The organism is Nesterenkonia aerolata, assembly GCF_031470965.1.
In the GTDB taxonomy this organism is placed as follows: domain Bacteria; phylum Actinomycetota; class Actinomycetes; order Actinomycetales; family Micrococcaceae; genus Nesterenkonia; species Nesterenkonia aerolata.
The window spans coordinates 178305-205199 of sequence record NZ_JAVKGR010000002.1; the positions used below are offsets into that span (position 1 = coordinate 178305).

The window sequence follows — 26895 nt, forward strand, 5'->3', positions numbered from 1 at the left end:
TGCTCCCCGCGGAGAGGGCCGCACCCTGTGCAGGGTGCGGCCCTCTCGCATGACTGAGCACGCGAGGATGCACGCCGATGTCGCCCAGCGTTCACGTGCTGCTCATGCGTTCCTCACCCGCGCCTCACGCGGCTGAGGCACCATCGCTTCGGTGAGTGAACAGGAGAGCATCGAACGGGCGTCAGGCCCTCTAGGTCCTGTCCTTTCCATCCCCGGACTGTCCAATGCGCGGGTGGCTTCACAGGACAGCTCCGGCCGGCCGTGGCTGTGGCGTTCGGCTTCTGTGGACATGCTCGATTCAGCCGGATTCCGGCAGCTCGCCGAGGCAGGGGTACGCAGGATCCTCGATCTGCGTGAACCCTCGGAGTACAGCTCCGGCATCTGCTCTGAAGAGCGGGCCATCCCCACTCACCGGCTGCCGCTCTACGATTTTCCGGATGGGCCTCCGCGTTCGGGCAGCTTCGCCGAGGTCTACGACCTTCTGCTGCATCACCGCCCCGAGCGGGTCATCGATGCCGTCCGATACATCGCCGAGGCCCCGCGTGGTGTTCTCGTGCACTGCACACTGGGCAAAGACCGCACGGGGCTGATCATCGCACTGAGCAGACTCGCCGCCGGAGACCGGGAAGACGAGGTCATCGCCGACTACGCTGCCTCTGCCAGTCAGCTCTCCGCACAGCAACGGGACTGGGTGATCTCTCGTATCCGGGCGCAGGCGCCTGATCCCGCGACACAGCAACAAGCCCTGGACCTGCACCTGACGAGCCCGGCCGCCGCACTGGGCGCCGTCGTGAAGACCCTGAAGGAGAACTGGGGCGGAGCAGACGGGTATCTGCGTCACTACGGGATGCCCGACGAGGCGATCGCCGCACTGCGGGCTCGGGCGGAACGCCGATGAGCGCCGACCAGATCACCCTGCTGCACCTCTCGGACCTCCACGCCACCGCCTCGGGCACCCTCTTCGAGACGATCCCCGTCGCGCAGTACGTGCAGGATCTCACCGCACAGCTGCCCCGAACGGCGCCGGGGCTCGACGCCGTCGTCGTCACCGGAGATCTCGTCCACCGCCAGGATGCCGCTGCCTACCACGGCGTATTCAGTGCCCTGAGCGCACTCCGCGAGGTCTTCGACATCAGCCTGCACCTAGTGCCCGGCAACCACGACGTCTCCGACCATCCTGCGTTCTCGCACCCCGCGTGCCACCAGCACGCCGGGATTCAGCATGCCGGGACTCAGCATGCGGGGACTCAGCATGCGGGGACTCAGCATGCCGGGGCTCAGCACGCCGGGACCGGCCTGCCGTGGTCCCGGCAGCTGGGCCCGCTGCGGCTCATCGGCCTGGACAGCTCCACCGCAGAGCTCGGCGAGCAGCAGCTGCACCGGCTGCGTGAGATCCTCCGGGAGCCCGCTCCGTGGGGGAGCGTGCTGTGCCTGCACCACAGCCCAGTGGACTCGCCGCTGAAGAACCTGGCCGGACGGGGGCTGGTGGACTCGGCGGCACTGGCCGACGTCGTCCGCGGCTCGGACATCCGGCTGATCCTCACCGGGCATTACCACCATGTCCAGTCCGGCAGCTTCGCCGGGGCAGGACTCTGGACCACCCCGGCCCTGGCCTACCAACAGCCCACCGATGATCCGCAGCAGCTCAGCGGAGAGGTGGTGGACCGGCCCATGTACTCGATCATCACCCTGACTCGGCACAGCTGGTCAGCTGTGCCGCTGGAGCTGCGGCGGGCCGCCACGATCAGCTCCCAAACAGCCAGCCTCCAAACAGCCAGCTCCCAAACAGCCAGGCCCTCAGCAACCGGACACCACACGGCCAGCAGCTGAACGACCACCCCAGATAACCATGACCGAGAGGAACCGAACCGAGATGAGCACACGGCACACTGCCACACTGATCTGCACGCTGAGCATCACATCCCTGGTGCTGGCAGGCTGCGGCGGCAACGACGACTCCTCGGAGGGCGAGGGGATCGAGGCTTCCATCACGCTCTACACCTCGGAGCCGCAGGAGAAGATCGACGAGCTCATCGCCGACTTCAACGAGGTCGAACCGGACGTCGACGTCGAGGTCTACCGGGCAGGCACCGGTGACCTCACCGCCCGGATCGAGTCCGAGATGGCCGGGGGAGACCCCGGCGCCGATGTGTTCCTGGCCGCCGACGCCCCCACTTTCGAGGGGTATAAGGAACAGGATCTGCTGCTTCCTCTGGAGTCGGAGGAGGCCGAGGCCGTGCAGGAGGAGTTCCAGGACCCCGAAGGCTACTACTACGGGACACGGGTCATCCCCACGGTGATCGCGTACAACACCAACGACGTCGACACTCCGCCGGAATCCTGGGACGAGCTGACCGAGGAGGAGTACGACGGGCAGATCACCCTGCCCAACCCGGCGGTCTCCGGTGCGGCGGCCTTCAACGCCGCCGTCTGGTACCTCAATGACGATATGGGCGAGAGCTGGTTCGAGGATGTCGCGGAGAACTCGCCGGTCATCGCGGACTCCAACGGCCCGGTCGGTCAGGATGTCGCCTCCGGCACCTACCCGGTGGGGATCGTCGTGGACTTCATGATGCGGGATCTGCGCGACCAAGGCTCCCCGGTGGAGGTCAGCTACCCGGTCGAGGGTGCACCGTACATCTACCAGCCTGTCGGCATCTTCGAATCGACTGAGGAGGAAGAGGCCTCCCGCGCCTTCGTGGACTACCTCATCAGTCAGCGCGGGCAGGAGTTCGCCGTCGAGCAGAACTATATGCCGGTGCGCGACGACGCCGGCACTCCTGAGGGTGCTCCGGACCTCGACGAGGTGACCCTGATGGAGGCTGACATCGACGAGGTCTCGGAGAACCAGGAGGAGGCCATCGACCTCTTCGACTCCACCATCGGGGCGAACTGAGCAGCCTGAGGCCGATGACTCGTCTCACCACACCACAGCGCCGTCTCACTGAGGCCCCCTCCTTAGGAGTCCTCAACCTGGTGCTCTGGCTCTTCTGCCTCGTGGTCATCGTCGCCCCGCTGACGCTGGTCGTCCTCTACGGCATGCTCAGCGGCCGGTTGGGTGAGCTGGCCACCGGCGACGTCGCCCAGGCCACCTGGAACAGCATCACCAGCGCCGTGCTCTCCGGAGCTCTCGCGGTGCTCATGGCACTGGTCTTCGTGCTGCTCATCGAGCACACCGACCTGCCGGGCCGTGGAGCACTGCGTCTGCTGGCACTGAGCCCCATGCTGGTGCCCCCGTTCATCGGGGCGATCAGCTGGACGGGCCTCTTCGGGCCGGCGGGACTGATCAACCGGGCCCTGGAGGAGCGGCTCGGAGGTCCGCTGTGGGAGATCTACGGTGCTGACGGTGTGATCTTCCTGCTCGCCCTGCACTCCTATCCGGTGGCCTACCTCGTCATCGCGGCCGCGTTGGCGCGGATACCGGCCGAGCTGGAGCAGGCGGCACGCGCCAGCGGCGCCCGTACCGGGCGGATGCTGCGTGACGTCACGTTGCCGCTGCTGCGCCCAGCGATGCTCTCCTCCTTCGTGCTGGTGGCGGTGTCGAATCTCGCCGACTTCGGCATCCCCTCACTCATCGGCACCCCCGCCGGATACGAGACGTTGGCGACGGTCGCCTACCGGTTCGTCCGCTCGGGCACCGTGGAGAACCCGGTCGAGCTCGCCGCCTGCATCGGGCTGGTGCTGCTGCTTCTGGTCGCCGTGGGCATGTTCGGAGTCAACCGGCTCTCTCGCCGGGGGATCCAGGTGCGTGCGACCTCCTCGATCCCGGAACCCATCGCGCTGCGACGCCGGGGCCTGTGGTCGGCGCTGACCGCCGCAGCGGTGAGTGCGCTGACGGTGCTGCCGCTGCTCGCCCTCTGCCTGCAAGCGCTGCTTCCGGCGCCGGGCGTGGCGTTGACCTGGCAGAACATCACGCTGCAGAACTTCACCACTGTGCTGGAGTCCTCATGGACCATCACCGGTGCGCAGACCTCCACGATGCTGGCGGTGGGCGCGGCGCTGATCAGCGGGATCCTCGGCACCGCGATCGGCACGGTGCTGACCCGCACCAGGCTCCCGGGACGTCAGGGACTCCGAGCGGTCTCGATGGCTCCGCTGGCCGTACCGGGGATCATCGTCGCCGTCGGATGGCTGCTGGCCGCCCCCTATATCGGGCTCTACAACTCGCTGTGGCTGATCCTCTGCGCCTATGTGATGTCCTTCGTGGCGCTGGTCGTCCAGACCGTGGAGGCTCCGCTGCGGACAACCTCAGCTGCCCTGGAGGAGGCCGCGCGGATCAGTGGGGCCGGGCCGCTGCGCGCGTTCCGTGACGTCTCAGTGCGCCTGGCACTTCCCGCCGCCGGTGCCGGAGCGCTGCTGGTGCTGCTCACCGCGGTGCGTGAACTGACCATCTCCGCGTTGCTGCTGCCTCCGGGGGCACAGACCCTGGGGGTGGCGATCTTCAACTTGCAGCAGCAGGGGGCCTACGGCAACGCCGCCGCCCTCTCGGTGCTGGTGACCGTCCTCGGGCTGGCGGCCCTCGGGCTCATCGGCAGACGGCTGCGGGCAGGATGACGAGCCGCCGACCGTGAGCACCACAGACCTTCGACCCCACCATGACCTCCCAGGAGATGACCCATGGCAGCAGTGAGCTTCGACCGGATCGAGATCCGTTACGACGACGGCCACACCGCCTTAGAGGAGATCAGTCTCGATATCGACGACGGCGAGTTCATCGCCCTGGTCGGCCCCTCCGGCTCCGGGAAGACCACGCTGCTGCGCACCTTGGCTGGTTTCCTGACTCCCAGCGCCGGGACGATCAGCCTCGCCGGTGAACCCATCGCCTCCTCGGCCGGGGGCACCAGTGTGGAGTCCCGGGGCCTGGGCATGGTCTTCCAACAGCACGCGCTCTGGCCGCATATGAGCGTGGAGGCGAACATCAGCTATCCGCTGCGGCTGGCGAGACTCCCGCGCTCGGAACGCCGCCGCAGGGTGACCGATGTGCTGGAGCTGGTGGGGCTCTCCGGGATGGAGGCGCGTCGCCCGGATCAGCTTTCGGGGGGTCAGCAGCAGCGGGTGGCGTTGGCCCGCGCCATCGTCCATGAGCCCTCGGTGCTGCTGCTGGACGAGGCGCTCTCGGCGCTGGACGAGCCGCTGCGGGCCAGTCTGCGCTTCCAGCTGCAGTCGATGTCCCGGAGGTTGGGACTGACCGTGGTGCATGTGACCCATGACCGCAGCGAGGCCTTGGCCGTGGCGGACCGTGTGGTGGTGCTCGACGGCGGCCGGATCTGCCAGGTCGCCACACCTCAGGAGCTGGTGGCATCTCCGGCCTCGCCGTTCGTGGCCGAATTCATCAGTGACGCCGCACTGGTCCCCGGGACCTTCGGGCCGGAGGGGTTCTACGCACGTGATCTGCCGCTGAGCCTCCCGGCGGACCGGCTGACCCGCTCCGGGCGGCCCTCCGGCGGAGTCTCGACGGGGCAGTTGGCGGTGACTCCTCGGCAGCTGCAGGTCTCACCTCTCGGTGACGACGGGGCTGATGAGGGGGCCGGCGCGCCGGAAGTCGTCTCGAGTCTGTTCGGCAGTCACGCCCACTCCGTGGAACTGCAGTGGCGGGAGATGTCCCTCCGCGGGGAAGCAGCGGGCTACCGGCCCTCACCGGGGGAACGGGTCCAGGTGCACATCACCGGCGGCACGTTCTTCGAGGCGGCGGCTGGAGCTGGCCAGGACCCGGCCCAGGAGCCGGCTCAGGAGCCGGCTGAGGTCTCGACACGCCAGGACCCTGCTGAACCGGTGTAGATCACACGGGTGTGCCGACGGTCCGGCGACCCCTGCCAGAACTCCACCCGCTGGGGGAGCAGACGGTACAGCGTCCAGCCCCGAGCCTCCTCGCCGGCCTGAGCCTGCGGGCTGCGTCTGGCAAGATCAGCCGCGCTCTCCTGGGCCGAGGCCTGTTCCACCACGCCTCGGACACGGACACAGCGCATGATCGGCTGCCACCAGAAACTCAGCGCAGCAGCCGGCCGCTGCGCCAACTGATGTCCTTTGCGCTGGGATGCCGAGGAGGCGAAGGCCCACCCGCGCTCATCGAGATCCCGGAGAATCAGCGGGCGAGAATCAGGGATTCCCTCGGCATCCACAGTGGACAGTGTCATCACCTGCGGTTCCGGGACTGCCGCCGCCACCGCCTGATCGAACCAGTTCAGGAAATGGGCGGTTGGGTCCGCATGCACCGCAAGCGGGTCAGCGCCGTGTGGGGGAGTCCCGTTCAGCGCCGGAAGGCCGCGCAGCCGATCACGCAGCGTCTCAGTCACCGGTGGATTCCTCGGTCAGTGCTGAGCCGGCGGCCTGATCGATATGCCAGACGGTCTCGGCCCGGCCCAGGGCACCGACTGCGGGAATCTCCTCGACGGCCGTGCCGTCGGTGAAGGCCCGAGCCACCGCAGCGGCTTTGTCCTGCCCGGCGACGACCATCCAGACCCGCTCGGCAGTGCTGATCGCGTCGAAGGTCAGCGACACCCGGCTCGGAGGCGGCTTCGGCGAGTCTGACTCACCCACACAGCAGACCCCGCTGACCGTCAGCGAGTCCCTGCCGGGGAAGAGGCTGGCCACGTGCCCGTCCGGACCGACCCCGAGCAGCAGCACATCGAAGCGCGGGAGAAGAAGCCTCGCGCGCTGTTCGTCATCCTCTTCATCATCGGCGAAGGCCGCAAGGTCAGCCGAGTAGGCCTCCGCCCCCTGCGCCGGGGAGACCGCCAGCTCTGTGCTCGGCATCCGGTGGATGTTCTCCTCCGGCAGTCCGTATTCGGCCACCAGACGGCGCAGCAGCGCCGCATCAGCCTGCTCGTCGTTGCGCTCGGCCTCCCCACCGGCCAGCAGTCGCTCATCACCCCACCAGAAATGCACCTGCGACCACTCCGGCACCGGTGCCTGCCCTGCTGTGTGCTCAGCTAGCTGCGCGGTGTTCCGCCCGCTGTTCCGCTCAGTGTCCACAAGCCGGGCCGCAGCGTCCAAGATGCCGATGCCGGCGCCTCCGCCGGTCAGCACGGCATGGGCGCTGCCGTGGGTCTCCACCGCCTCAGCGAGGACGGCGAGGAACTCTCGAGCCACCGCTTCACACATCGCGTCTCGGTCGGCGAACCGGTGCAGCACCCGGGTCATCGTGGTCCTCCTGCTCAGTCGGCTGGTGTGGGCGGGGTGGGGGTCAGCACGCAGGCACTGAAATCGACCTGTGGCAGATCCTCGGTGAGCACTTCGCCGAAGATCTCATCGGCATCGAGCCGGCGCAGCTCCTCGGCCAGGCAGTCCTCCAGGGTGCGTACCGGCAGCGGCACCGACTGGGTGGGCCCCTCGGCCAGATGCAGCCGCGCGATGTCCCCGTCCGGCCGAGACAGCACCACCTCACCGTCAGTGGTGTGCAGGTGCACCGCGGTGAGTACCGTACCCGGGGCGATGCAGGTCAACCCGACCGGCACCTGCAGCCGACGATGCAGCCAGGCGGCCAGCAGCGCGGCACTGGGCACCTCGGCCGGGGAATCCACAGTGATCGAGGTGATGGTCGCTGGGTCCACAATGTCGAGGATGCTGGCCAGCTGAATCCGCCAGCGCGTCAGCCGCGTCCAGCAGAGATCCGTGTCTCCGGCGGTGTAGGTGGACCGCAGTCCCTCCAGCGCCGCATAGGGTTCAGCAGTCTGGGTGATGTCGGTGATGCGGCGGTGCGCCAGCCTGCCGATCGGCGTGTCGCTGACGTCCGCCGGCACCTCGTCCGCCCACCAGGCCACCACTGGGGCGTCGGGCAGCAGCAGGGAGGAGATCGTCGATTCCTGGTGGTCCACCAGCTCGCCGCCGCAGCGCAGCACCACCACCTCGGAGGCTCCGGCATCACCGCCCACCCGGATCTGAGCGTCCAACCGCGTCTCGGCCTCTCGGGAACCTACCGCCAGGACGATGATCCGGCAGGGATGCTCCCGCGAGGCCCGGTTCGCCGCGGCGATGGCCTCTTCCACACGCCCGTTGGAGGCGAGGATCACCAGAGTGAGCACCCGGGAGAGGGCGACCACACCGCCGTCTTCACGGATGACCGCCAGCCGCTTGCCCACCTGAGCCGTCGTCGTGTCTTCGATGTCGACGATCATCGGATGCTCCTCAGCTTGGTCCTGCGGTGTCCTGCACTCATGGGCGCCGCCAGGTGCGCCCGTCGCGGGCCATCAGCGCATGGGCCGAGTCGGGGCCCCAGCTGCCCGGGGCATACTGCTCGGGCTGGGTGCCCAAGGCCGCCCAATGCTCCTCGAAGGGATCCAGGATCTTCCAGGAGAGTTCGACTTCCTCATGACGTGGGAACAACGGCGGCTCACCGAGCAGCACATCGAGGATGAGCCGCTCATAGGCCTCCGGGCTGTCCTCGGTGAACGCATGTCCGTAGCCGAAGTCCATCGTGACATCCCGGACCTCCATCTGGGTGCCCGGGACCTTGGAGGCGAACCGGATCGTCGCACCCTCATCGGGTTGGATCCGGATGACCACGGCGTTCTGGCCGAACTCCGCACTGCCGTGATCCTGGAAGAGCATGTGCGGAGTGCGTTTGAACACCACGGCGATCTCGGTGACCCGGCGGCCCAGCCGTTTGCCGGTGCGCAGATAGAACGGCGCCCCGGCCCAGCGGCGATTATTGATCTCCAGTTTCAGCGCGGCGAAGGTCTCCGTGGTCGATTCGGTGTTGAAGCCCTCCTCGTCGAGGAAGCCGACCACCTGCTCACCGCCCTGCCAGCCGGAGGCGTACTGGCCCCGGGCCGAGGCCGCCTCCAGATCCTCGGGCAGTCGGACCGCCTTGAGCACCTTGGCCTTCTCCGCCCGCAGGTCAGCGGCATCGAAGGAGATCGGCTCTTCCATCGCGGTCAGCGCCAGCAGCTGCAGCAGATGGTTCTGTAGCACATCCCGGGCGGCACCGACGCCGTCGTAATAGCTCGCCCGCCCGCCGATGCCGATGTCCTCGGCCATGGTGATCTGGACATGGTCCACATAGTTCGCGTTCCACAGCGGTTCGAAGAGCTGGTTGGCGAATCGCAGGGCCAGCAGGTTCTGCACGGTCTCTTTGCCCAGATAGTGATCGATGCGGAACACCGAGTCCGAGGGGAACACCGATTCCACGATCCTATTGAGCTCCCGCGCCGACTCCAGATCATGGCCGAAGGGCTTCTCGATGACGACGCGCCGCCACCCCGCACCGCCGTGGCGCGAAGCCAGGTCATGGGAGGACAGCCGCTCACAGACCATCTCGAAGGAGTTCGGCGGGATGGAGAGATAGAAGGCGTGATGATCCCCCGTGCCTCGGGAGGTCTTCAGCTCCTCCAGGGTCTGATGCAGGCGCACATAGGCGGAGTCGTCATCGAAGCCCTCCGCCGAGACGAAACGCAGCCCCTGGCGCAGCTGATCCCACACCCGCTGGTCGAACGGAGTCCGGGCTGAGCGGCGCACATGCTCCAAGACCTCGGCGGCGAAGTCCTCGTCGTCCCAGTCACGGCGGCCGAAGCCCACCAGAGCGAAAGACGGCGGCAGCAGTCCACGGTTGGCCAAGTCATAGACCGCCGGCAGCAGCTTCTTGCGCGCCAGATCCCCGGTGACGCCGAACATGACCAGCGCGGAGGGACCGGCGATGCGGTTCAGCCGCTTATCGCGGACATCCCGGAGCGGGTTGGCGGGCATGGGCACCTTTCAGGGAGGTTCTCAGCCGACGAGCGCGTCGACGGCATCCAGGATCTGATCGATTCCGGCCGAGCGGCGCCCCAGCCGCAGGCTCAGCACGGGCATCCCCGCCTGCGCCAGGACCTCAGCATCTCCGTCGGCCTGGGCAGCGATGAGCTGCCCCACACTGAAGGGCCGTCCGGGGACATCGAGGTCAGCGGTGTCTCCGTGGTCACCGGTGCCGGCAGTGATCTGCAGGAAGACCCCGGTATGCGGCCCCCCCTTATGGAACTGGCCGGTCGAATGGAGGAACCGCGGGCCCCATCCGAAGGTGACCGGGCGGCCGGTCAGTGCGGAGAGCTGAGCGCGGATCGCCTCAAGACGCTGCTCAGCAGTGCGGTCCAGATAAGCCATGATGGCCACATAGCCGTCCTCAGGCACAGAGGTGACCAGGTTGCGCAGTGAGTCGACCAGCGAGCCGGATGCCTCAGCGCCGCCGAGGCCCCGGAGCTCGACGGCGCCGTCGAGGCTGGCCTGACCGGACTCAACCGCCGGCTCCTCCAGCAGGCCCCGGGCTGCGGCCTTGGCAGACTCCACATCAGGCTGATCGAAGGGATTGATCCCCAGCAGCGAGCCGGCCACCGCGGTGGCGACCTCCCACAGCAGGAACTGCGCACCCAGGCTGCCGCCGGTGCGCACCAGATGCTCCGAGACGATCAGCTCCTCACCGGTGCCGGCGTCGCCGCCATCCTGATCAGGGTCCACCAGCGCGACGACGAGCGCGTCATGATCCTCACGGCTCAGCTCCGGCTCACCGTCACCGACGATCACCGGAAGCACGCCGGTGGAGTCTTTGCCCGTGGACTCCGCCACCAGCTGCTCGATCCACGCGCCGAGCCCCGTCAGCGGCGAACCCTGGTCCGTGATGATCAGCTTATTGCGCAGCGGCCGGGTGCCGCCCATCGCCGCTCCCAGCTGCAGTCCGGGATTCGCGGCGTCGTCCTCGGTCAGCACGACGGCGGCGTCCTCAGCCTCCTCGATCAGCGCCTCGAGATCCGCTCCTGCCAGTCCCGAGGGGACCAGGCCGAATGCTGTCAGCGCCGAGTAGCGGCCGCCGACTGTGGGATCAGCCTCGACGACTGCACGGACGCCGTCGGCGGCAGCCGATTCCGCCAGCGGTGAGCCGGGGTCGGTCACCACCACCGTGCGCGAGGCGGGATCGATGCCCGTGCGCTCGAAGGCCGCCGAGACCAGGCGCCGCTGCGTGTCGGTCTCCACTGTGGACCCGGACTTCGACGAGACCACCAGCACGGTGCGGTCGATGTCCTCGGCGAGGACGGAGGCCACATGCTGCGGGTCAGTGGAGTCAAGCACCGTCAGCTCCACACCGTGGACGGCGCAGATGACCTCGGGAGCCAGGGACGAACCGCCCATTCCGGCGAGAACCACCCGGTCCACGCCCTCAGCAGTCAGTTCCTCCCGCAGCCGCTGTATCCGGGGGATGAGCTCACGGGAGGTCTCGAACAGCGAGACCCACCCCAGGCGTTTGGCCGCCTCGTCCTCGGCCGCAGGACCCCACAGGGTGTGGTCCTGAGCCATCAGCCGGGAGGCGAACTCGTGATCCACCAACCCGGGCACCTGGGTGTCGACGGCCTCGCGGGCGGCCCCGTGCAGGACCAGGGAGAGCGAACTCATGGCAACGGTGTCCCTTCGGGTCTGTAGTCTCGGGTCTGTGGTCTCAGGTCTGTCGTCGGCGCCTGTGGTCTCAGACTCAGCCGGCGTGGCGCCGGAGCCCGTCCTCCACGGTCTTCAGCAGTCCGTTCCAGGAGGTCTCGAACTTCTCGAGCCCTTCCTCCTCCAGCGTGTCGACCACTCCGCGGTAGCTGATCCCGGCGGCGGTGATGCCGTCGAGGACCCGGTTCGAGTCCACGTACGTGTCGGTCATCGTGTCCCCGTCGACCACACCGTGATCGGCCAGAGCCTCCAGAGTCTTCTCCGGCATGGTGTTCACGACGTTCCCGGCCACCAGCTCGGTGACGTAGATCGTGTCCGAGAGGTTCGGGTCCTTGGTGCCGGTGGAGGCCAGCAGCAGCCGCTGCGGGTGGGCACCGCGGTCGGCCAACAGCTGCCAGCGTTCGGAGCTGAAGCTCTCCGCGGCGATCTGATGAGCCAGCCGGGCATTGGCGATGGCGGTCGCCCCACGCAGCTTCTCAGTGCCCGGGCGCCCGGCCTCCGCCGCGAGCTCCAGACGCCGGTCCACCTCGGAATCGACGCGGGAGACGAAGAATGAGGCCACCGAGTGGACGGCGGAGATGTCATAGCCATCGGCGTGGGCCTTCTCCAGCCCCAGCATGAAGGCGTTGATCACCGCCCGGTAGCGCTCGAGGGAGAACACCAGGGTCACGTTGACGCTGATGCCCTCAGCCAGGACCGCGGCGATCGCCTCGATACCCTCGACGGTCGCCGGGATCTTGATCATCACATTCTCGCGGTCCACCGCGCGGTACAGCTCACGGGCCTGGGCGATCGTCGCATCGGCGTCGCGGGCCAGGCGCGGGTCGACCTCCAAGGAGACCCGGCCGTCGACTCCGCCGGTCGCGGTGTAGACCTCGGCGAAGACATCGCAGGCGCGGCGGACATCTTCGACGGTGATCGCGGAGACGGCGCGGTCGGCGTCGGCGCCCTCGGCGGCGAGCTGGCGCAGCTGCTCCTCATAGGCCGCACCGTTCTTCAGCGCGTTCTCGAAGATCGTCGGGTTCGTGGTGACGCCGACGACGTTGCGGGTGCTGATCAGCTCCTGCAGCGAGCCGGAGTCGAGGCGTTCGCGGGAGAGGTCGTCGAGCCAGATCGACACGCCGAGATCGGAGAGTGCCTGGGTGTTGGGGTTGGCTGCCATGTCAGCTCCTCCTGGTGGGTGGTTCTTCGGGGACGTCGGTCGAACAGCCGGGGTCAGCCTGCTGCCCGGACCGACTCCTGTGCGGCGGTGACCACCGCGTCGGCAGTCAGGCCGAACTCGCGGTACAGGGTCTGGTAGTCGGCGGAGGCCCCGAAGTGGTCCAGGCCCACCACGCGGCCGGCGTCGCCGACCCAGGCATGCCAGCTCATCGGGTGGGCGGCCTCCACTGCGACCCGGGCCTTCACCGAGGGCGGCAGCACCGCGGCACGGTAGTCCTCGGGCTGCTCAGCGAACCACTCCTGGCACGGCACCGAGACGACCCGGGCGGCCACCCCCTGCTCGGCCAGGCTCTCGCGGGCTTCTACCGCGAGCTGGACCTCCGAGCCGGTGGCCAGCAGCAGGACGTCGGGGGTGACGACCTCGCCGTCACGGACTGCTTCGGCCAGGACATAGGCACCGCGGGCCACCCCTTCGGCCGAGGCGAAGTCCGCGGCATCGGCATCCCCGGCACCGCGGGCGAAGGTCGGGATCCCCTGGCGGGTCAGGGCCAGCCCGGCCGGCCGATCACTGCGGCGCAGCACCTCACGCCATGCGATGGAGACCTCATTGGGGTCACCGGGACGCACCACGTCGAAGTTCGGGATGGCGCGCAGGCTCGCCAACTGCTCCACCGGCTGATGGGTGGGCCCGTCCTCACCGAGTCCGATGGAATCGTGGGTCCACACGAAGATCGACCCGACACCCATCAGCGCGGCCAGGCGCACCGCAGGGCGCTGGTAGTCGCTGAAGATCAAGAACGTTCCGGCGTACGGGCGGGTGGGTGTGGACAGCGCGATGCCGTTGATGAGGGATGCGGCGGCATGTTCACGGACGCCGAAGTGCAGATTCCGCCCGTACGGGTTCCCGGAGAACTTCGCCGTCTGGCGCTCTTCAGGCACGAACGAGGGCGAGTCCTCGATCAGCGTGTTGTTCGACCCCGCCAGGTCCGCAGAACCGCCCCACAGCTCGGGGAGCACCTCGCCGACAGCGTTGAGCACTGTGCCCGAGGCCGCGCGGGTCGCCACCGACTCTCCGGCGGGGAACTGGGGCAGCTGGTCCTCCCAGTTCTGCGGCAGCTCACCGGCCTGCAGCCGGTCCAGCAGCTGGGCCCGCTCCGGGTTGGCCGTCCGCCAGGCGCGCAGCGCCTCGTCCCACTCGGCCCGGGTCTGCCGGCAGCGCTCGAGCAGGCGGCGGGAGTGTTCAATGACCTCATCCTCGACAACGAAGTGCTGCTGTGGGTCGAAGCCCAGGATCTCTTTGACCGCGGCAAGCTCCTCGCCGCCGAGCTTCGAGCCGTGGATCGCTCCGGTGTTCTGCTTCGTCGGGGCAGGCCATCCGATGATGGTGCGCAGGTTGATCAGCGACGGCCGGTCAGTGGTCGCCTTGGCCTCGTCCAGCGCGCGGGCCAGCTCGTCGACGTCTTCGACGTACTCGCCGGTCTTGGTCCAGTCCACGTCCTGGACGTGCCATCCGTAGGAGGCGTACCGGGCCGAGACATCCTCGGAGAAGGCGATATCGGTGTCGTCTTCGATGGAGATCTTGTTGTCGTCATAGATGACCACCAGGTTGCCCAGCTGCTGATGGCCCGCCAGGGAGGAGGCCTCAGAGGTGACGCCCTCCTGGAGATCGCCGTCGGAGGCGATGACCCACACAGTGTGGTCGAAGGGGCTCTGGCCTGCCGGGGCGTCGGGGTCGAGCAGCCCGCGCATGCGCCGCTGCCCGTAGGCGAAGCCCACCGCCGAGGCCAGGCCCTGGCCCAGCGGGCCGGTGGTGATCTCCACTCCGGCGGTGTGCCCGTATTCCGGGTGCCCGGGAGTCAGCGAGTCCCAACTGCGCAGTCCGATGATGTCATCGAGCTCCAGACCGTAGCCGGAGAAGTACAGCTGCAGGTACAGGGTCAGGGAGGTGTGCCCGGGGGAGAGGATGAACCGGTCGCGGCCGATCCACTGCGGGTCGGTCGGATCGTGGCGCATCGTCCGCTGGAACAGCAGATAGGCCGCTGGTGCCAGTGCCATGGCGGTACCGGGGTGTCCGGAGCCGACCTTCTCCACGGCGTCGGCGGCGAGGACTCGAAGTGTGTCCACCGCCCGGCGGTCTGTCTCAGAGAACGTCTCGGGCGAGTGCACGGCAGAGTCGGTCACGGGGTTTCCTCCATCATCGGTTCAGCGGTGGGGTCCACAGGCGCGCACGCCGTCGTGCCGCATCTGCGACCAGACTACCGCCGCCCCGGGATCGTGTCTTGCGGGCGCCTGCTCGCCGCGGTCCTTGGACTGCGTCGGGCCGACCTCACACACCCAGCGCCCAGCTGACCAGCTGCAGCGACCGATGCCGGATGCTGAACGTCGTGTGCTCTTCCAACGCCGGCTTGGCGCAGAAGGCGACGCCGACGCCGGCGGCGGAGGTCATGTCGATGTCATTGGCGCCGTCACCGATGGCGATGACCTGCTGAGCGGTGACCCCGTAGGCCGCGGCGGTCTCGTGCAGGTAACGGGCCTTGGCCGCTCCGTCGACCACCGCCCCCTGGACGGTGCCGGTCAGCAGCCCGTCCTCCACGCCGAGCGTATTGGCGTGGTGGTCGGTCAGCCCGAGCCGAGCGGCCAGCGGGGTCAGCACCTGGCGGAATCCGCCGGATACTGCGGCGCGCGGCCAGCCGCGGTCAGCCGCGGCCGCGAGCAGCTCACCGGCCCCGCAGGTGGGGTGGACGGCGTCGAGGACCTCGTCGAACACGGACACCGGCAGGCCCTCCAGGGCGGCTACGCGCCGGTGCAGTGAGCCGGCGAAGTCCAGCTCACCGCGCATCGCCGCCTCGGTCACTGCCGCCACCTCCGCCTGACGTCCGGCCCGCCGGGCGATCAGATCGATGACCTCCTCATCGATCAGCGTGGAGTCCACGTCCATCAGGAGCATGGCCCGGGCGCCCGGGCGCCGAGAGGCCGGAAGGACGGTGGCGGTGACCGGGGCGGCCTCGGCGTCTGAGGTGAGCGGTGCTGTCGCAGCCTCGAGCGCAGCAGTGATCTCTGACACATTCTGTGCCTGCTCGCGGCCGGGGCTGCTGATCGCCCACCGCGCAGCCGGTACCGGCACGATCTGCTCTGCTCCCACCGCCCGGGTGGGGAACTGCGCAGACTGGACCTGGGTCACACTGCCGTGACGGGCGAACTCGGAGGTCAGGGACTCGATCAGGTCCGCGGAAAGCCCCGAGGCAGCCAGCGTCACGACGGTGCCGTCGGCAAGCGGGGCGTGTGGCTGACCGGCATGTGGGGAGGACGGAATCGTCGAAGACTGTGACATCACCGATTCAGCCTAGCCGGTGGGATCTGCGGCTTTCGATAGTGTGGAGCGCATGAGTGCTGTCCTGGATATGCGTGGCGTCTCGGTGCGCCGCGGACGCAAGCTTCTGCTCGACGACGTCACCTGGACGGTGCACGAGGACCAGCGGTGGGTCGTGCTCGGAGCCAACGGGGCCGGCAAGACCACACTCATGCAGCTGGCCGCAGCCAGGATGCACCCCACCACCGGCCAGGTGAGCATCCTCGACGAGGCGCTGGGCACAGTGGACGTCTTCGAACTGCGTCCGCTCATCGGTTTCAGCTCCAACGCGCTCGTCGGCTCGGTGCCGCCCCAGGAGACCGCCCTGAACATGGTGGTCACCGCCGCCTACGGGGTGACCGGCCGGTGGCGCGAGGAATACGAGCGCATGGACGAGCGCCGCGCCTTCGAACTGCTCAACGCCTGGGGTGTCGGCACGGTGTTCGATCGTCCCTTCGCCACCCTGTCCGAGGGGGAGCGGAAGCGGGTGCAGATCGCCCGGGCCCTGATGACCGACCCGGAGCTGCTGATCCTGGATGAGCCCGGCGCCGGGCTCGACCTCGGCGGACGGGAGTCCCTGGTCCGCCGCACCGATGAACTGATCACTTCGCCGACCGCGCCGACCACCATCCTGGTCACCCATCATCTCGAGGAGATCCCGCCGAGCTTCACCCACGTCCTGCTGCTGCGTGATGGCCGGGTCGTCGACGCCGGGCCGATCGAGCAGACGCTGACCTCAGAGTCGCTGACGAAGACCTTCGACGTGGAGCTGACTCTGCACCGCCGCAACGGGCGGTACTCCGCCTTCGCCGACTGATGGAGCTCCTGGGTCTCGGCCTCGACCAGGTCCTGCTCATCGCGCTCGCAGCCGTCTGGGCCGGAGCGATCAACGTCGTCGTCGGTTCCGGGACGTTGGTGACCTTCCCGGTGCTGGTGGCGGTCGGGTTCCCGCCGGTGACGGCGACGATCTCCAATGCCATGGGTCTGATCGCCGGCAACATCACCGGCACCTGGGGGTACCGTCGAGAGATCGCCCAAGTCCGCGGGACGCTGCTGCGGCTGCTGCCGCTGTCGATCCTCGGCGGCATCTGCGGTGCCATGCTGCTGCTAGTACTTCCCGAGTCCGTGTTCGAACGGGTGGCGCCGGTACTGATCGTCGTCGCGCTGGGCTTCGTGATCTTCCAGCCCCGGCTGCAACGCTGGGTGCGCGCGAAGAAGGCCGAGGAGCCGACGCCGTCTGCCTCAGCGGCTCCGCGTGTCGGTGCGCTGCTGGCTGCGCTGGTCCTCTTCGCCGGTGTCTACGGAGGGTACTTCGTCGCCGCGCAGGGGGTCCTGCTCATCGGCATCCTCGGCGTCTTCCTCACCGCCACTCTGCAGCAGGCCAACGCGGTGAAGAACGCGCTGGTGCTGGCGGTCAATCTCATCGCCGCCGTCAGCTATCTGCTGCTGGCCTTCGACCGGATCGCCTGGGCGGCGGTGCTGATCGTCGCCGTGGGCTCCACGATCGGTGGATTCGCCGGAGCATGGGCGGGGCGGCGGCTCTCACCGACTGTGCTGCGGGCCGTCATCGTGGTGCTCGGCGTGGTCGCCCTGGTGGTCATGCTGCGTAACCTGTTAGTCGGATGCTGTTAGTCGGATGATCGCGTCCGCTGCGGGAGATTCGGGCCGCCTGCCGAATCCGGTGATCCGGCTCAGCGGCCCCGAGGCCGTGGCTGATCCGCGGGTCGCCGATTATGGGCAGCTGACCGATGCGGGGCTGCGACGGCACCGCGACGCCGAGCAGGGTATGTACATGGCCGAATCCACCCGAGTGGTGGCTCGAGCCTTGGCGGCAGGTCACAGGCCGCGGTCCTTCTTCATGACCTCACGGCACCTGCCGGAGCTGGCCGGTGCCATTGCGGCACATCCGCAGGCGCCGGTGTTCCTCGGCGATGACGAAGTCCTTGAGGCGATCACCGGATTCCACCTGCACCGCGGCGCCTTGGCGGCGATGCACCGTCCTCGCCTGCCAGAGCTGGGGGAGGTCCTGGCCAGCTCGCGGACTCTTCTGGTGTTGGAGGGCATCACCGACCACACCAACGTCGGTGCGATCTTCCGCTCGGCGGCCGCTTTGGGCATCGATGGGATCCTGCTGTCACCGACCTGTGCTGACCCGCTCTACCGGCGCAGCATCAGAGTCTCGATGGGCAGCGTGTTCACCCTGCCGTGGACGAGGCTGGCGCGCGACACCTCGCAGGGAACCTGGGGCAGGGCAGCGGCGCAGATCCGTGAAGCCGGGTTTCTTCTCGGCGCCTTGGAAGTGACCGAGGGTGCGGTGGCCCTCGACGATCAGCGCATCCGGGGTGCGGAGAAAGTCGCCCTGATCCTCGGAGCTGAAGGGCCGGGCGTCACAGCCGAGGCTCTTCAGGCGGCTGATACGGCGGTGATGATACCCATGACCGGACGCGCTGGACGCCATGAGGAATCGTTGGACTCGCTGAATGTCGCTGCTGCGGCAGCGGTGGCGGCTTGGGAACTGGGTCGCCGCAGTCCAGTGGAGCAGCACGGCGTGCAGTACGGCGTGCAGTGACGCGCCTGCTGCGATATCATGACATGTTGGTCCGCCACCGGGCCGCCCTGATCCACGAGCTTCTGGCAAAATCCAGCGGCATAGACGAAGGACACCAGCGATTATGAAGTCTGACATCCACCCGACGTACCAGCCGGTCATCTTCAATGACATGGCATCCGGCCAGAAGGTGCTGACCCGCTCCACTGTGACCTCTGAGAAGACGATGGAGTGGGAGGACGGCAACACCTACCCGGTGATCGACGTCGAGATCTCCGCCGCCTCGCACCCGTTCTACACCGGAAAGCAGCGCATCATGGACTCCGCCGGCCGCGTCGAGCGCTTCAACCAGCGCTTCAAGGGCTTCGGCGGCAAGAAGTAAGGCGCCGAACCCGCAGATTCTCCGGAGCCCCCGGTCCCGCCCTCCTCGGGTGAGCGGACCGGGGGCTCTGTCATGCACAGCGTCAGTCAGTGTGGTCCTGATCGCCTCCTCTCCGGGTGTCGGTGGTGTCGTGGGTCTCTGACGTTCCCTCTCGTGGTGGGCTCTTCCTATCTTTTCCTCTTCCAGGACTATGACGACGGACTCTCGGAGGAACCCGGCGGTTGATCCGCCGACCGTAGAATGGCGTCATGTCTGCTGAGTCGCGCCACGGCCACGGCGGTTACCACGCCCACGGTGAGTACAAGGTCTCCGGCGGCAAGCTCGTCGTCGTCGATCTCTCCCATGACGGACGGCACATCACCGACGCCTCGGTCAACGGTGATTTCTTCCTCGAACCCGATGAGGCGCTGGATGATCTCAACGCCGCCCTGCGCGGCACCGACATCCGCGCCGGATACCAGGAGGTCGCCCAGCGTCTGCAGGAGGGCCTGCGGCCTGAGGCCCAGCTCATCGGTTTCAACGAACGGGCGCTGGCCTCTGCGGTGCGCCGGGCCCTCGGTCACGCCAGCACGTGGTCCGACCACGGCTGGGAGGTCCTTCCGGCGCAGAAGCTGCCCATCACAGTCAACGTCGCTCTCGACCAAGTGCTCACCGAAGAGGTGGGCCGGGGGAACCGGCCGCCGCTGATGAGACTGTGGGACTGGGACGAACGCGCGGTGGTGATCGGCTCCTTCCAGTCGCTGGCCAATGAGGTCGACGCCGAGGCCGCCACACAGCATGACGTCCAGGTGGTCCGAAGGATCTCCGGCGGAGGGGCCATGTTCATGGAACCCGGCAACTGCGTGACGTACTCGCTCTGCTTCCCTCAGTCCCTGGTCGACGGGCTCAGTTTCGCCGAGTCCTACCCCTTCCTCGACGCCTGGGCGATGGAGGCGCTGCAGCGGATCGGTGTGCGGGCAGAGTACAAGCCGCTCAACGACATCGTCTCTGCGCAGGGCAAGATCGGCGGGGCGGCGCAGAAGCGGTTGGCCTCCGGCGGGATGCTCCACCATGTGACGATGAGCTACGACATCGACGCCGAGAAGATGATGCAGGTGCTGCGCATCGGCCGCGAGAAGATCTCCGATAAGGGGATCGCCTCGGCAGTCAAACGGGTGGACCCGCTGCGCTCACAGACCGGGTTGGCCCGCGAAGAGATCCTTGAGGCGTTCGCACAGACCTTCGCCCAGCGCTACGGGGCACAGATCGCCTCCGTGCGGGACCACGAACTCGAGCGCGCACGCTCCCTGGTGGAGGAGAAGTTCGGTACGCACGAATGGACGGCGCGAGTGCCGTGAGCTCACCGTTGGCACGCTGGGGACTCATTCCCGCGGTGCTCGTTCCGCTGTGGTTCTCCGGGGCACGCCTGCTCACTGACACCGCAGGAACACTGAGCATCATCCTCGCACTGACCCTCGCCCCGGCCATGCTGGTGGTCACAGTGCTCGCGCTGCGCCTTCCCGGACGGCGGCGGGATGCTGAGACGTCACAGCCGGTGCACCCCTCTCCTCGGACGGCTGTGCTGCTGGTGCTCTCCTGGGTATGCGGAGTCGTCTTCGGTGCCACAGTGCCTGATATCGGTCAGGGAGCCTCCAGCGTGTCGGTCGCGCTGCTGGGTGAGCAGGCGGCAGGACTCTCGGCCGCGATCAGCAACCCCGTGGGGATCCTGATGCTCCTCTGTGCGGCGATGGCGCTGGGCTTCGCCGTCGTAGATGCCCGCCGGGCTGAGGCGGGGCCTCCCGGCCCCGTGGACGACGACGCCGTGCTCGCAGCCTACGGCTACACCTTCATGGACGATCCGGCGGAGACCGCACCCCGCTCACACTGAGGGAACTGAGCCAGGAGACTGAGCCAGGGAACTGTTGGAGCAGGAGGACTGAGCAGCGGCTGACCGCGGATCGAGGTACCACTTGCAGTCACAGAACGCGTGTTTTTCGGGTCCAGCGGCGCTGCCGGTGACTGAAAGAGCGACGCGGATTCTCAGAACCCGTGCTGTACATCCAGCACCGTCCTGGGCCTGACCTATAGCCCGACTCACCTGACCTATACCCCTATCACTCGAGTCCTGATCACAGAAAATCCCCGTCCGACCTGTTGTTCACGGTCGAACGGGGACTTTCCTGTCTGTGCGCGGAAGGGGACTTGAACCCCTACCCTCTTATGCGAGGACTAGCACCTCAAGCTAGCGCGTCTACCTATTCCGCCACCCGCGCAGGTGGACTCGGCACGGCTCATATGAACCCTATAGATATGAACTATATAGAGACGAGCCGCTGAGCAACGCCTGTAGACAGTAGCACGGTCTCCGCGCTGTGCTCCAATCGCCGACCGCGCCGCCTGCGGACTGGATTAGGCTGGAGGCGCATACGCCCCGACCTGCCGCAGCACAGGAGGCCCCATGACCACGCCGGAGGCAACCACCGAGCACGCCGACCAGTCCGAGAGTGAGGTGGTGGACTTCTGCCGCGACCTCATCCGCATCGACACCCAGAACTGGGGTGAGGGACGCTCCAACGGCGAACGTGAGGCCGCTGAATACTGCGCTGAGCTGATGCGCCGCGCCGGGCTCGAACCTACGATCTACGAATCCGCTGAGCGCCGTGCCTCCGTCGTGGCCCGGATGCGCGGCACTGACCCGTCCCTGGGTGCACTGGTGGTCCACGGCCATCTCGACGTCGTCCCGGCTCAGGCAGAGGACTGGCAGGTCGACCCGTTCGCCGCCGAGCTCCGCGACGGCATGATCTGGGGCCGGGGTGCCGTGGACATGAAGGACATGGACGCCATGATCCTGGCGGTCATGCTGCGCTTCGCTCGGGAGGGGCACCGTCCCCGCCGTGATCTGATCTTCGCCTTCTTCGCCGATGAGGAGGACAACGGAGCCTACGGTGCCCGGTGGCTGGTGCAGAACCACCCGGAGGTCTTCGAGGGCGCGACCGAAGCCATCAGCGAGGTCGGCGGGTTCTCCACCGATGTGGCCGGACGGCGCGCGTATCTCATCCAGACCGGTGAGAAGGGCATCCACTGGACGAAGCTGGTGGCTGAGGGAACAGCCGGTCACGGCTCGGCAGTGCAGTATGACAACCCCGTCGTCGATCTCGGGCGCGCCGTCCAGGCCATCGGTGAATACCGGTGGCCGCTGGAATACACGAAGACGACCCGGGCGCTGATGGAGCAGCTCTCCGAGCTCACCGGGATCCCCTTCGACGAGGACGATCCCCGCCCGCTGCTGGAGGCCACCGGCTCGGCGGCGAAGTTCATCGGCGCAACCCTGCAGAACACCTCGAACCCCACGGTGCTGCAGGCCGGGTATAAGCACAATGTGGTGCCGGGCTCCGCTGAAGCCCTGGTCGACGCCCGCACTCTGCCCGAGCAGGAGGAGAAGGTCGCCGCAGTGCTGCGTGAGCTCGCTGGGGAGAAGGTCCGCTTCGACCTGCTGAACTCCGGACCCGCCCTGGAAGTGCCCTTCTCCGGGACGTTGGTCGAGCAGATGGTCTCCGCCCTGCGTGAGGAGGATCCCGAGGCCGTGGTGCTGCCGTATATGCTCGGTGGCGGCACGGACAATAAGCACCTCTCGAAGCTCGGGATCACCGGTTACGGCTTCGCCCCGCTGCAGCTTCCCGCAGATCTGGACTTCACCGGCATGTTCCACGGTGTGGATGAACGGGTTCCGGTGGACGCCCTGCAGTTCGGCGTCCGCGTGCTCTACCGCTTCCTCGCCGACCAGTGACCCACCTACCGGACAGAGCTGAGGATAACGATGACTGCTGACCGCATCGACCGTGCGGCGATGGACGCCGTGCTCACCACACCGCTGCTGGAGCGTATCCGGGACCGCGCCCCCGGATACGACGAGGCCAACGCCTTCTGCCACGAAGACCTCGCCGAACTCGCCGAGGCCGGCTACCTGCGCGCCCACGTGCCGCAGGACGACGGCGGACTCGGATGGAATCTGCCCACGCTCTCGGCGGCTCAGCGCCTGTTGGCGTCCTACGCACCGGCCACGGCGCTGGCGGTGAACATGCACCACGTGTGGGTGGCCACAGCGGTGCAGATGGTCGCCGGCGGGCACGAGACCTTCGGACAGGTCCTCCGCGAGGCGGCGGCCGGGGAGATCTTCGCCTTCGGCATCTCCGAGCCGGGTAACGACGCCGTGCTCTTCGACTCCACCACTGAGGCCACGGTCCGCCAGGACGGCTCGGTCAGCTACACCGGGATCAAGATCTTCACGACCCTGACGCCGGTGTGGACTCGTCTGGGCATCTTCGGCAAGGATGTCGCAGGTGGTGAGCAGCCGCTCGTCTTCGGTTTCCTGCCCCGTGAAGCCTCCGGCTGGTCCACGCTCGGTGAATGGGACGTGCTGGGTATGCGGGCCACCCATTCCTATGCCACGCAGCTCCAGGACGCCGTCGTCCCCGCCGAACGGGTCGTGCGTCGTCTGCCCACCGGACCGAACCCGGACCCGTTGATCTTTTCGATCTTCTCCTCGTTCCTCAGCCTCATCGCCTCGGTGTACACCGGAGTGGGGGACCGGGCGCTGCAGCTCGGCGTGGAGGACGCTGCGCGACGGACCGCGTTGACCACCGGGACGTCGATGGATCAGGACGCCGATGTCAGGTACCGGCTCGCCGAGGCCAAGATGGACCAGCTGGCATTGGATGCCCATCTGCGCGGGCTCCTCGTCGATATCGACGCCGGCGCCGCGCACGGCTCCGAATGGTTCCCGCGCCTGGTGACTCTGCGCACCCAGGCCACACGGACTGCGCGCCGGGTGCTGGAGGCGGCCCTGCACATCGGTGGGGGATCCGGCTATGCGCGAGGCTCTGAGCTGAGCCGTCTCTACCGTGACGCCTTGGCCGGGCTGCACCACCCCTCGAAGGACGATTCGGCGCATCGGACTGTGGCCAACGCCCTGCTGGGACCGCTGCAGTGAGCTCGTTGTGACTGCGCACTGAACGGCCGCGGCTCGTTGTGCCCGCCGCAGAGGACCTGTGCCGGCAGGAAAGGATCTGTGCCGGCAGAGAAGATCTACAGCGTCCGGTGGACCTTCATCACACGCCGACGGAGCCAGTAGCGGCGCAGCCCGCCCGAGTAGATCCGTGTGCGGCGCAGTTCCCATTTGCCGTACTCCGCGTGGTCCATCAGACGTCGCCTGACCTCGCCCAGCGATTCCCGCGGCTGGCAGGTGAGCACGATGTACTCCCAGGTCGAGCCGGAGACGGACTCTTCGGTGAAGTGCTGCGCTGTGCGGAGCGGACCGCCTGAGGGGAGCTGCTGATCCATGTGTGCACCCTAACGCACCCCAGCAGGCCTCGTCCCGTCTCATCCCGTCCCGTCCTGTCCTGCCGCGTCCCGTTCCGCCTCCTGCCTCTCGCTGCGGCGGACGGGGGCTTACCCGGCGCCCTCGGCGTTGATACCGTGAAGCCATGAACATCGATCCGCGTATCGCGCTCGCTTCGCTGACCAACGCCCTGGAAGAGCATCTGAACGCGGCCCTTAACCGGCGCTCAGAGGAGGACCCCGCCGTAGAGTCTGCGTTCTATGGCGTGGCCGATGCCTTCGAAGCCTATGAGGATGCGCTGTTCGCCGCCTCCGGAGAGGTCACCCCGCTCGACCTCTATGACGAAGAGGAGGACGAGGGCTTCGACGTCGAATCTGACGGTGACGATTCCGACGACGGTGAGAGCCCGGCCTGATTTTCGCCGATGACTTCCGGCAACGATGTCTGACTTCCGGCAATGATGTCGAACAGATGGGCGAGGCGGTCCGGAACCGGTGTGCCGATGGCTTAGGCTCGAGCAGGTGCAGTGGTTCGAAGCGATCATCCTCGGCCTGGTTCAGGGCCTGACCGAATTCCTCCCGGTCTCCTCCTCCGCGCATCTGCGCATCGTCGGAGAGTTCCTGCCCGGAGCAGCAGACCCCGGAGCCGCGTTCACCGCGATCACCCAGCTGGGCACCGAAGCAGCCGTCCTGGTCTATTTCTGGCGGGACATCGTGCGCATCCTCACCGCCTGGTTCGGCTCGCTGTTCGGCCGGGTGCCGCGCAGCGATCCCGATGTGCGGATGGGGTGGCTGATCATCGTCGGCTCCATCCCCATCGTCGTGCTGGGCCTGCTGCTCGAGGACTACATCACCACCGCTTTCCGCACACTGTGGCTGGTGGCCACGATGCTCATCGTCTTCGGTGTGCTGCTGGCCGTCGCGGATTCCTACGGCCGCCAGCGCAAGCCGCTGGACCAGCTCACCGTTCGTGACGGCATCCTCTATGGTCTCGCCCAGTCGCTGGCGCTGATCCCAGGGGTCTCCCGCTCCGGGGGGACGATCACCGCCGGGCTGCTGATGGGCTACACTCGTGAGGCCGCGGCCCGATATTCCTTCCTGCTGGCGATCCCGGCGGTCTTCGGCTCCGGGTTCTATAAGCTCATCGGTGCCATCGGGGAGACCGATGCTCCGTACACGATGGGCCAGACCCTGGTGGCCACGCTGATCGGTTTCGTCGTCGCCTATGTGATCATCGGGTGGTTCCTGCGGTTCGTCTCCACCAACACCTACACGCTGTTCGTCAACTACCGCATCCTGCTGGGGCTGTTCGTCTTCGTGATGTTGGGGCTCGGCGTCATCAACCCCTGACCTGCGTCATCTGCGTCATTTTTCGAAAGGACTCCCTGTGCGCTCGTGGACCCCTCCCGAAGTACCTGAGATCCCCGCCTTCGAACGGCCGCTGCACCTGCACGACACCTCCCGCGATGAGCTGGTCGAGGTGCCGCTGCGTCAGGGACGCGGCACCCTGTACGTCTGCGGCATCACCCCCTATGATGCGACGCACCTGGGCCACGCCAACACCTATGTGCACTTCGACGTCCTGGTCCGCCACTGGCTCGGCGCCGGCCGCGAGGTCACCTATGTGCAGAACGTGACCGACGTCGACGATCCGCTGATCGAACGCGCAGAGGCCACCGGCGTCGACTGGCGAGAGCTGGCCGAGGAGCAGACCGAGCTCTTCCGTGAAGACATGGCAGCTCTGGGCGTGATCCCGCCGGGGACGTATCTGGGCGCAGTGGAGACGGTGCCGCAGGTCGTCGAGGACGTCGAGCGGCTGCTCGCTGCCGGTACCGCCTACCGGGTGCCGGTGGCGACGCAGGAACTGCCCGAGGGCATCGAGGCCGCCGAGGACATCTACTTCGACAACTCCGCCGCCGAGGCGCACACACCGTGGCGTCTCGGGTCCGTGGGCGGCTACGACCGGGCCACGATGGAGGAGCTGTTCCCCGCACGCGGCGGTGACCCGCAGCGCGCCGGCAAACGTGACCCGTTGGATCCGCTGCTCTGGCGAGCCCGGCGCACCGGTGAGCCCTTCTGGGAGGGGCGCAGCCTGGGACAGGGCAGGCCCGGCTGGCATATCGAATGCTCCGTGATCGCCCGGCGTCACCTGCCGGCCCCCTTCGCCGTGCAGGGCGGGGGGTCTGACCTGCGGTTCCCGCACCACGAGTTCTCCGCCGCCCATGCCACCGCCGCCGACGGCGTGCCCTTGGCCGAGACCTACTTCCACACCGGGATGGTCGGCCTGGAGGGGGAGAAGATGTCGAAGTCCAAGGGGAACCTGGTGCTGGTCTCCTCGCTGCGCGCCGAGGGAGTCGACCCCCGGGTGATCCGTGTCCTTCTGCTGAGCCACACCCCTCGCTCGGACTGGGACTTCTCCCATGACGATCTCCGCGCTGCTGAGCAGCGGATCGGCCGCTGGGAACAGGCCCTGGCCGCAGCCCCGAGCGGTGAGAGCCCGGATCAGGCGGCCCCAGATGGTCACCAGCACGAGGCGCTGCAGCGTGCCATCCACACCGCGCTGGCTGACGGGCTCAATACCCCGGCTGCGCTGGAGGCGGTGGACCGCTGGGCCGCAGGTGACTCCGCGGCGGACACACCGGCCCGGCGTGTCCGCGATGTGGTGCTCGCGCTGCTGGGAATCGACCTGACCCGCCCCTGATACCCGCCCCTGAGACCCGTCCCGGGTGGGCCGACTTGGGTCAG

At 67.8% G+C, this 26895-nt stretch carries 25 protein-coding genes and 1 tRNA gene; 16 read left to right on the top strand and 10 right to left on the bottom strand.

All coding sequences use genetic code 11. The features are described from left to right. The first annotated feature begins 232 nt into the window (after positions 1 to 232). The 5 genes from RIL96_RS03335 to RIL96_RS03355 all read left to right on the top strand — a co-directional run bounded on the left by RIL96_RS03335 (position 233) and on the right by RIL96_RS03355 (position 5778). On the top strand, positions 233 to 898 hold the full coding sequence (locus RIL96_RS03335; RefSeq protein ID WP_310547581.1) for a tyrosine-protein phosphatase: 666 nt from the start codon (positions 233 to 235) through the stop codon (positions 896 to 898). After that, a complete protein-coding gene (locus tag RIL96_RS03340) occupies positions 895 to 1830 on the top strand; it encodes a metallophosphoesterase family protein (protein ID WP_310547582.1) in 936 nt (311 codons plus the stop codon). Before RIL96_RS03335 ends, RIL96_RS03340 begins: the two co-directional genes overlap by 4 nt. A gap of 43 nt (positions 1831 to 1873) precedes the next feature. Next, positions 1874 to 2896 (top strand): ABC transporter substrate-binding protein, encoded by a 1023-nt coding sequence (locus tag RIL96_RS03345; protein WP_310547583.1) that lies wholly within the window; start codon positions 1874 to 1876, stop codon positions 2894 to 2896. A gap of 14 nt (positions 2897 to 2910) precedes the next feature. Continuing rightward, a complete protein-coding gene (locus tag RIL96_RS03350; RefSeq protein ID WP_310547584.1) occupies positions 2911 to 4554 on the top strand; it encodes an ABC transporter permease in 1644 nt (547 codons plus the stop codon). Between the two features lie 63 nt (positions 4555 to 4617). Next, a complete protein-coding gene (locus RIL96_RS03355; protein WP_310547585.1) occupies positions 4618 to 5778 on the top strand; it encodes an ABC transporter ATP-binding protein in 1161 nt (386 codons plus the stop codon). Here the strand turns inward: RIL96_RS03355 and RIL96_RS03360 are convergent. The 8 genes from RIL96_RS03360 to serB form a co-directional block, all read right to left on the bottom strand. After that, the gene (locus RIL96_RS03360) at positions 5727 to 6293 is read right to left on the bottom strand and encodes a pyridoxine/pyridoxamine 5'-phosphate oxidase (protein WP_310547586.1); all 567 of its coding nucleotides are present in this window, start codon (positions 6291 to 6293) and stop codon (positions 5727 to 5729) included. The two genes, RIL96_RS03355 and RIL96_RS03360, sit on opposite strands and share 52 nt — an antisense overlap. Continuing rightward, the gene (pgl, locus tag RIL96_RS03365) at positions 6286 to 7140 is read right to left on the bottom strand and encodes a 6-phosphogluconolactonase (protein ID WP_310547587.1); all 855 of its coding nucleotides are present in this window, start codon (positions 7138 to 7140) and stop codon (positions 6286 to 6288) included. The genes RIL96_RS03360 and pgl overlap by 8 nt, the downstream gene beginning before the upstream one ends. A 14-nt stretch (positions 7141 to 7154) precedes the next feature. Beyond that, complete coding sequence (locus RIL96_RS03370; RefSeq protein WP_310547588.1) at positions 7155 to 8114, bottom strand: glucose-6-phosphate dehydrogenase assembly protein OpcA; 960 nt, start codon at positions 8112 to 8114, stop codon at positions 7155 to 7157. Positions 8115 to 8151: 37 nt separating this feature from the next. Further along, entirely contained in the window at positions 8152 to 9681 is a 1530-nt protein-coding gene (gene zwf, locus RIL96_RS03375) for a glucose-6-phosphate dehydrogenase (RefSeq protein ID WP_310547589.1), read from the bottom strand. A gap of 21 nt (positions 9682 to 9702) precedes the next feature. After that, positions 9703 to 11355, bottom strand: a complete 1653-nt coding sequence (locus tag RIL96_RS03380) for a phosphoglucose isomerase-related protein (protein WP_310547590.1) — start codon at positions 11353 to 11355, stop codon at positions 9703 to 9705. A gap of 76 nt (positions 11356 to 11431) precedes the next feature. Continuing rightward, positions 11432 to 12556 (bottom strand): transaldolase, encoded by a 1125-nt coding sequence (gene tal / locus RIL96_RS03385; RefSeq protein ID WP_310547591.1) that lies wholly within the window; start codon positions 12554 to 12556, stop codon positions 11432 to 11434. A gap of 53 nt (positions 12557 to 12609) precedes the next feature. Beyond that, entirely contained in the window at positions 12610 to 14736 is a 2127-nt protein-coding gene (gene tkt / locus RIL96_RS03390) for a transketolase (protein ID WP_310547592.1), read from the bottom strand. A 145-nt stretch (positions 14737 to 14881) separates the two neighbouring features. Beyond that, positions 14882 to 15886, bottom strand: coding sequence for a phosphoserine phosphatase SerB (gene serB / locus RIL96_RS03395; protein WP_310547713.1), 1005 nt, complete (start codon positions 15884 to 15886; stop codon positions 14882 to 14884). Between the two features lie 52 nt (positions 15887 to 15938). Here serB and RIL96_RS03400 point away from each other — a divergent pair, with 52 nt between their 5' ends. The 6 genes from RIL96_RS03400 (at position 15939) to RIL96_RS03425 (ending at position 20701) form a co-directional block, all read left to right on the top strand. Next, on the top strand, positions 15939 to 16721 hold the full coding sequence (locus RIL96_RS03400) for an ABC transporter ATP-binding protein (protein WP_310547593.1): 783 nt from the start codon (positions 15939 to 15941) through the stop codon (positions 16719 to 16721). Next, the gene (locus tag RIL96_RS03405) at positions 16721 to 17536 is read left to right on the top strand and encodes a sulfite exporter TauE/SafE family protein (protein ID WP_310547594.1); all 816 of its coding nucleotides are present in this window, start codon (positions 16721 to 16723) and stop codon (positions 17534 to 17536) included. The genes RIL96_RS03400 and RIL96_RS03405 overlap by 1 nt, the downstream gene beginning before the upstream one ends. A 4-nt stretch (positions 17537 to 17540) precedes the next feature. Then, entirely contained in the window at positions 17541 to 18473 is a 933-nt protein-coding gene (locus RIL96_RS03410) for a TrmH family RNA methyltransferase (RefSeq protein ID WP_310547595.1), read from the top strand. A 103-nt stretch (positions 18474 to 18576) separates the two neighbouring features. Continuing rightward, the gene (locus tag RIL96_RS03415) at positions 18577 to 18834 is read left to right on the top strand and encodes a type B 50S ribosomal protein L31 (protein WP_310547596.1); all 258 of its coding nucleotides are present in this window, start codon (positions 18577 to 18579) and stop codon (positions 18832 to 18834) included. A 248-nt stretch (positions 18835 to 19082) separates the two neighbouring features. Then, positions 19083 to 20171, top strand: coding sequence for a lipoate-protein ligase LplAB (gene lplAB, locus RIL96_RS03420; RefSeq protein WP_310547597.1), 1089 nt, complete (start codon positions 19083 to 19085; stop codon positions 20169 to 20171). After that, complete coding sequence (locus RIL96_RS03425; RefSeq protein ID WP_310547598.1) at positions 20168 to 20701, top strand: hypothetical protein; 534 nt, start codon at positions 20168 to 20170, stop codon at positions 20699 to 20701. The genes lplAB and RIL96_RS03425 overlap by 4 nt, the downstream gene beginning before the upstream one ends. Positions 20702 to 21000: 299 nt before the next feature. On the opposite strand, the gene RIL96_RS03430 is transcribed toward RIL96_RS03425, so the two are convergent. Next, positions 21001 to 21086, bottom strand: a tRNA-Leu gene (locus RIL96_RS03430). A gap of 185 nt (positions 21087 to 21271) precedes the next feature. On the opposite strand from RIL96_RS03430, the gene RIL96_RS03435 reads away from it, so the two are divergent. Together RIL96_RS03435 and RIL96_RS03440 are read left to right on the top strand one after the other, a co-directional pair. After that, positions 21272 to 22600, top strand: coding sequence for a M20/M25/M40 family metallo-hydrolase (locus tag RIL96_RS03435; RefSeq protein ID WP_310547599.1), 1329 nt, complete (start codon positions 21272 to 21274; stop codon positions 22598 to 22600). 30 nt (positions 22601 to 22630) lie between these two features. After that, positions 22631 to 23803, top strand: a complete 1173-nt coding sequence (locus RIL96_RS03440; RefSeq protein ID WP_310547600.1) for an acyl-CoA dehydrogenase family protein — start codon at positions 22631 to 22633, stop codon at positions 23801 to 23803. A gap of 95 nt (positions 23804 to 23898) precedes the next feature. Here RIL96_RS03440 and RIL96_RS03445 read toward each other — a convergent pair whose 3' ends face one another. After that, on the bottom strand, positions 23899 to 24153 hold the full coding sequence (locus RIL96_RS03445; RefSeq protein ID WP_310547601.1) for a DUF5703 family protein: 255 nt from the start codon (positions 24151 to 24153) through the stop codon (positions 23899 to 23901). A 143-nt stretch (positions 24154 to 24296) separates the two neighbouring features. On the opposite strand from RIL96_RS03445, the gene RIL96_RS03450 reads away from it, so the two are divergent. From RIL96_RS03450 to mshC, 3 genes are all read left to right on the top strand, one after another. After that, positions 24297 to 24566 (top strand): hypothetical protein, encoded by a 270-nt coding sequence (locus tag RIL96_RS03450; protein ID WP_310547602.1) that lies wholly within the window; start codon positions 24297 to 24299, stop codon positions 24564 to 24566. 106 nt (positions 24567 to 24672) lie between these two features. Continuing rightward, positions 24673 to 25500 carry an undecaprenyl-diphosphate phosphatase gene (locus tag RIL96_RS03455; RefSeq protein WP_310547603.1) on the top strand — a complete coding sequence of 276 codons (828 nt, stop codon included), beginning with the start codon at positions 24673 to 24675 and terminating at the stop codon, positions 25498 to 25500. A 37-nt stretch (positions 25501 to 25537) separates the two neighbouring features. Then, positions 25538 to 26851, top strand: a complete 1314-nt coding sequence (gene mshC, locus RIL96_RS03460; RefSeq protein WP_310547604.1) for a cysteine--1-D-myo-inosityl 2-amino-2-deoxy-alpha-D-glucopyranoside ligase — start codon at positions 25538 to 25540, stop codon at positions 26849 to 26851. Positions 26852 to 26895: the final 44 nt, after the last annotated feature.

Excerpts from the sequence above, each read along its gene's own strand:
- RIL96_RS03345 (WP_310547583.1), top strand. The coding sequence starts at position 1,874 with ATGAGCACACGGCACACTGCCACACTGATCTGCACGCTGAGCATCACA.
- tal (WP_310547591.1), bottom strand. The coding sequence starts at position 12,556 with ATGGCAGCCAACCCCAACACCCAGGCACTCTCCGATCTCGGCGTGTCG.
- RIL96_RS03410 (WP_310547595.1), top strand. The coding sequence starts at position 17,541 with ATGATCGCGTCCGCTGCGGGAGATTCGGGCCGCCTGCCGAATCCGGTG.
- RIL96_RS03400 (WP_310547593.1), top strand. The coding sequence starts at position 15,939 with ATGAGTGCTGTCCTGGATATGCGTGGCGTCTCGGTGCGCCGCGGACGC.
- RIL96_RS03350 (WP_310547584.1), top strand. The coding sequence starts at position 2,911 with ATGACTCGTCTCACCACACCACAGCGCCGTCTCACTGAGGCCCCCTCC.
- RIL96_RS03405 (WP_310547594.1), top strand. The coding sequence starts at position 16,721 with ATGGAGCTCCTGGGTCTCGGCCTCGACCAGGTCCTGCTCATCGCGCTC.
- RIL96_RS03440 (WP_310547600.1), top strand. The coding sequence starts at position 22,631 with ATGACTGCTGACCGCATCGACCGTGCGGCGATGGACGCCGTGCTCACC.
- pgl (WP_310547587.1), bottom strand. The coding sequence starts at position 7,140 with ATGACCCGGGTGCTGCACCGGTTCGCCGACCGAGACGCGATGTGTGAA.
- RIL96_RS03340 (WP_310547582.1), top strand. The coding sequence starts at position 895 with ATGAGCGCCGACCAGATCACCCTGCTGCACCTCTCGGACCTCCACGCC.
- RIL96_RS03355 (WP_310547585.1), top strand. The coding sequence starts at position 4,618 with ATGGCAGCAGTGAGCTTCGACCGGATCGAGATCCGTTACGACGACGGC.
- RIL96_RS03450 (WP_310547602.1), top strand. The coding sequence starts at position 24,297 with ATGAACATCGATCCGCGTATCGCGCTCGCTTCGCTGACCAACGCCCTG.
- RIL96_RS03435 (WP_310547599.1), top strand. The coding sequence starts at position 21,272 with ATGACCACGCCGGAGGCAACCACCGAGCACGCCGACCAGTCCGAGAGT.
- serB (WP_310547713.1), bottom strand. The coding sequence starts at position 15,886 with ATGTCACAGTCTTCGACGATTCCGTCCTCCCCACATGCCGGTCAGCCA.
- RIL96_RS03445 (WP_310547601.1), bottom strand. The coding sequence starts at position 24,153 with ATGGATCAGCAGCTCCCCTCAGGCGGTCCGCTCCGCACAGCGCAGCAC.
- lplAB (WP_310547597.1), top strand. The coding sequence starts at position 19,083 with ATGTCTGCTGAGTCGCGCCACGGCCACGGCGGTTACCACGCCCACGGT.
- zwf (WP_310547589.1), bottom strand. The coding sequence starts at position 9,681 with ATGCCCGCCAACCCGCTCCGGGATGTCCGCGATAAGCGGCTGAACCGC.
- RIL96_RS03370 (WP_310547588.1), bottom strand. The coding sequence starts at position 8,114 with ATGATCGTCGACATCGAAGACACGACGACGGCTCAGGTGGGCAAGCGG.
- RIL96_RS03415 (WP_310547596.1), top strand. The coding sequence starts at position 18,577 with ATGAAGTCTGACATCCACCCGACGTACCAGCCGGTCATCTTCAATGAC.
- RIL96_RS03380 (WP_310547590.1), bottom strand. The coding sequence starts at position 11,355 with ATGAGTTCGCTCTCCCTGGTCCTGCACGGGGCCGCCCGCGAGGCCGTC.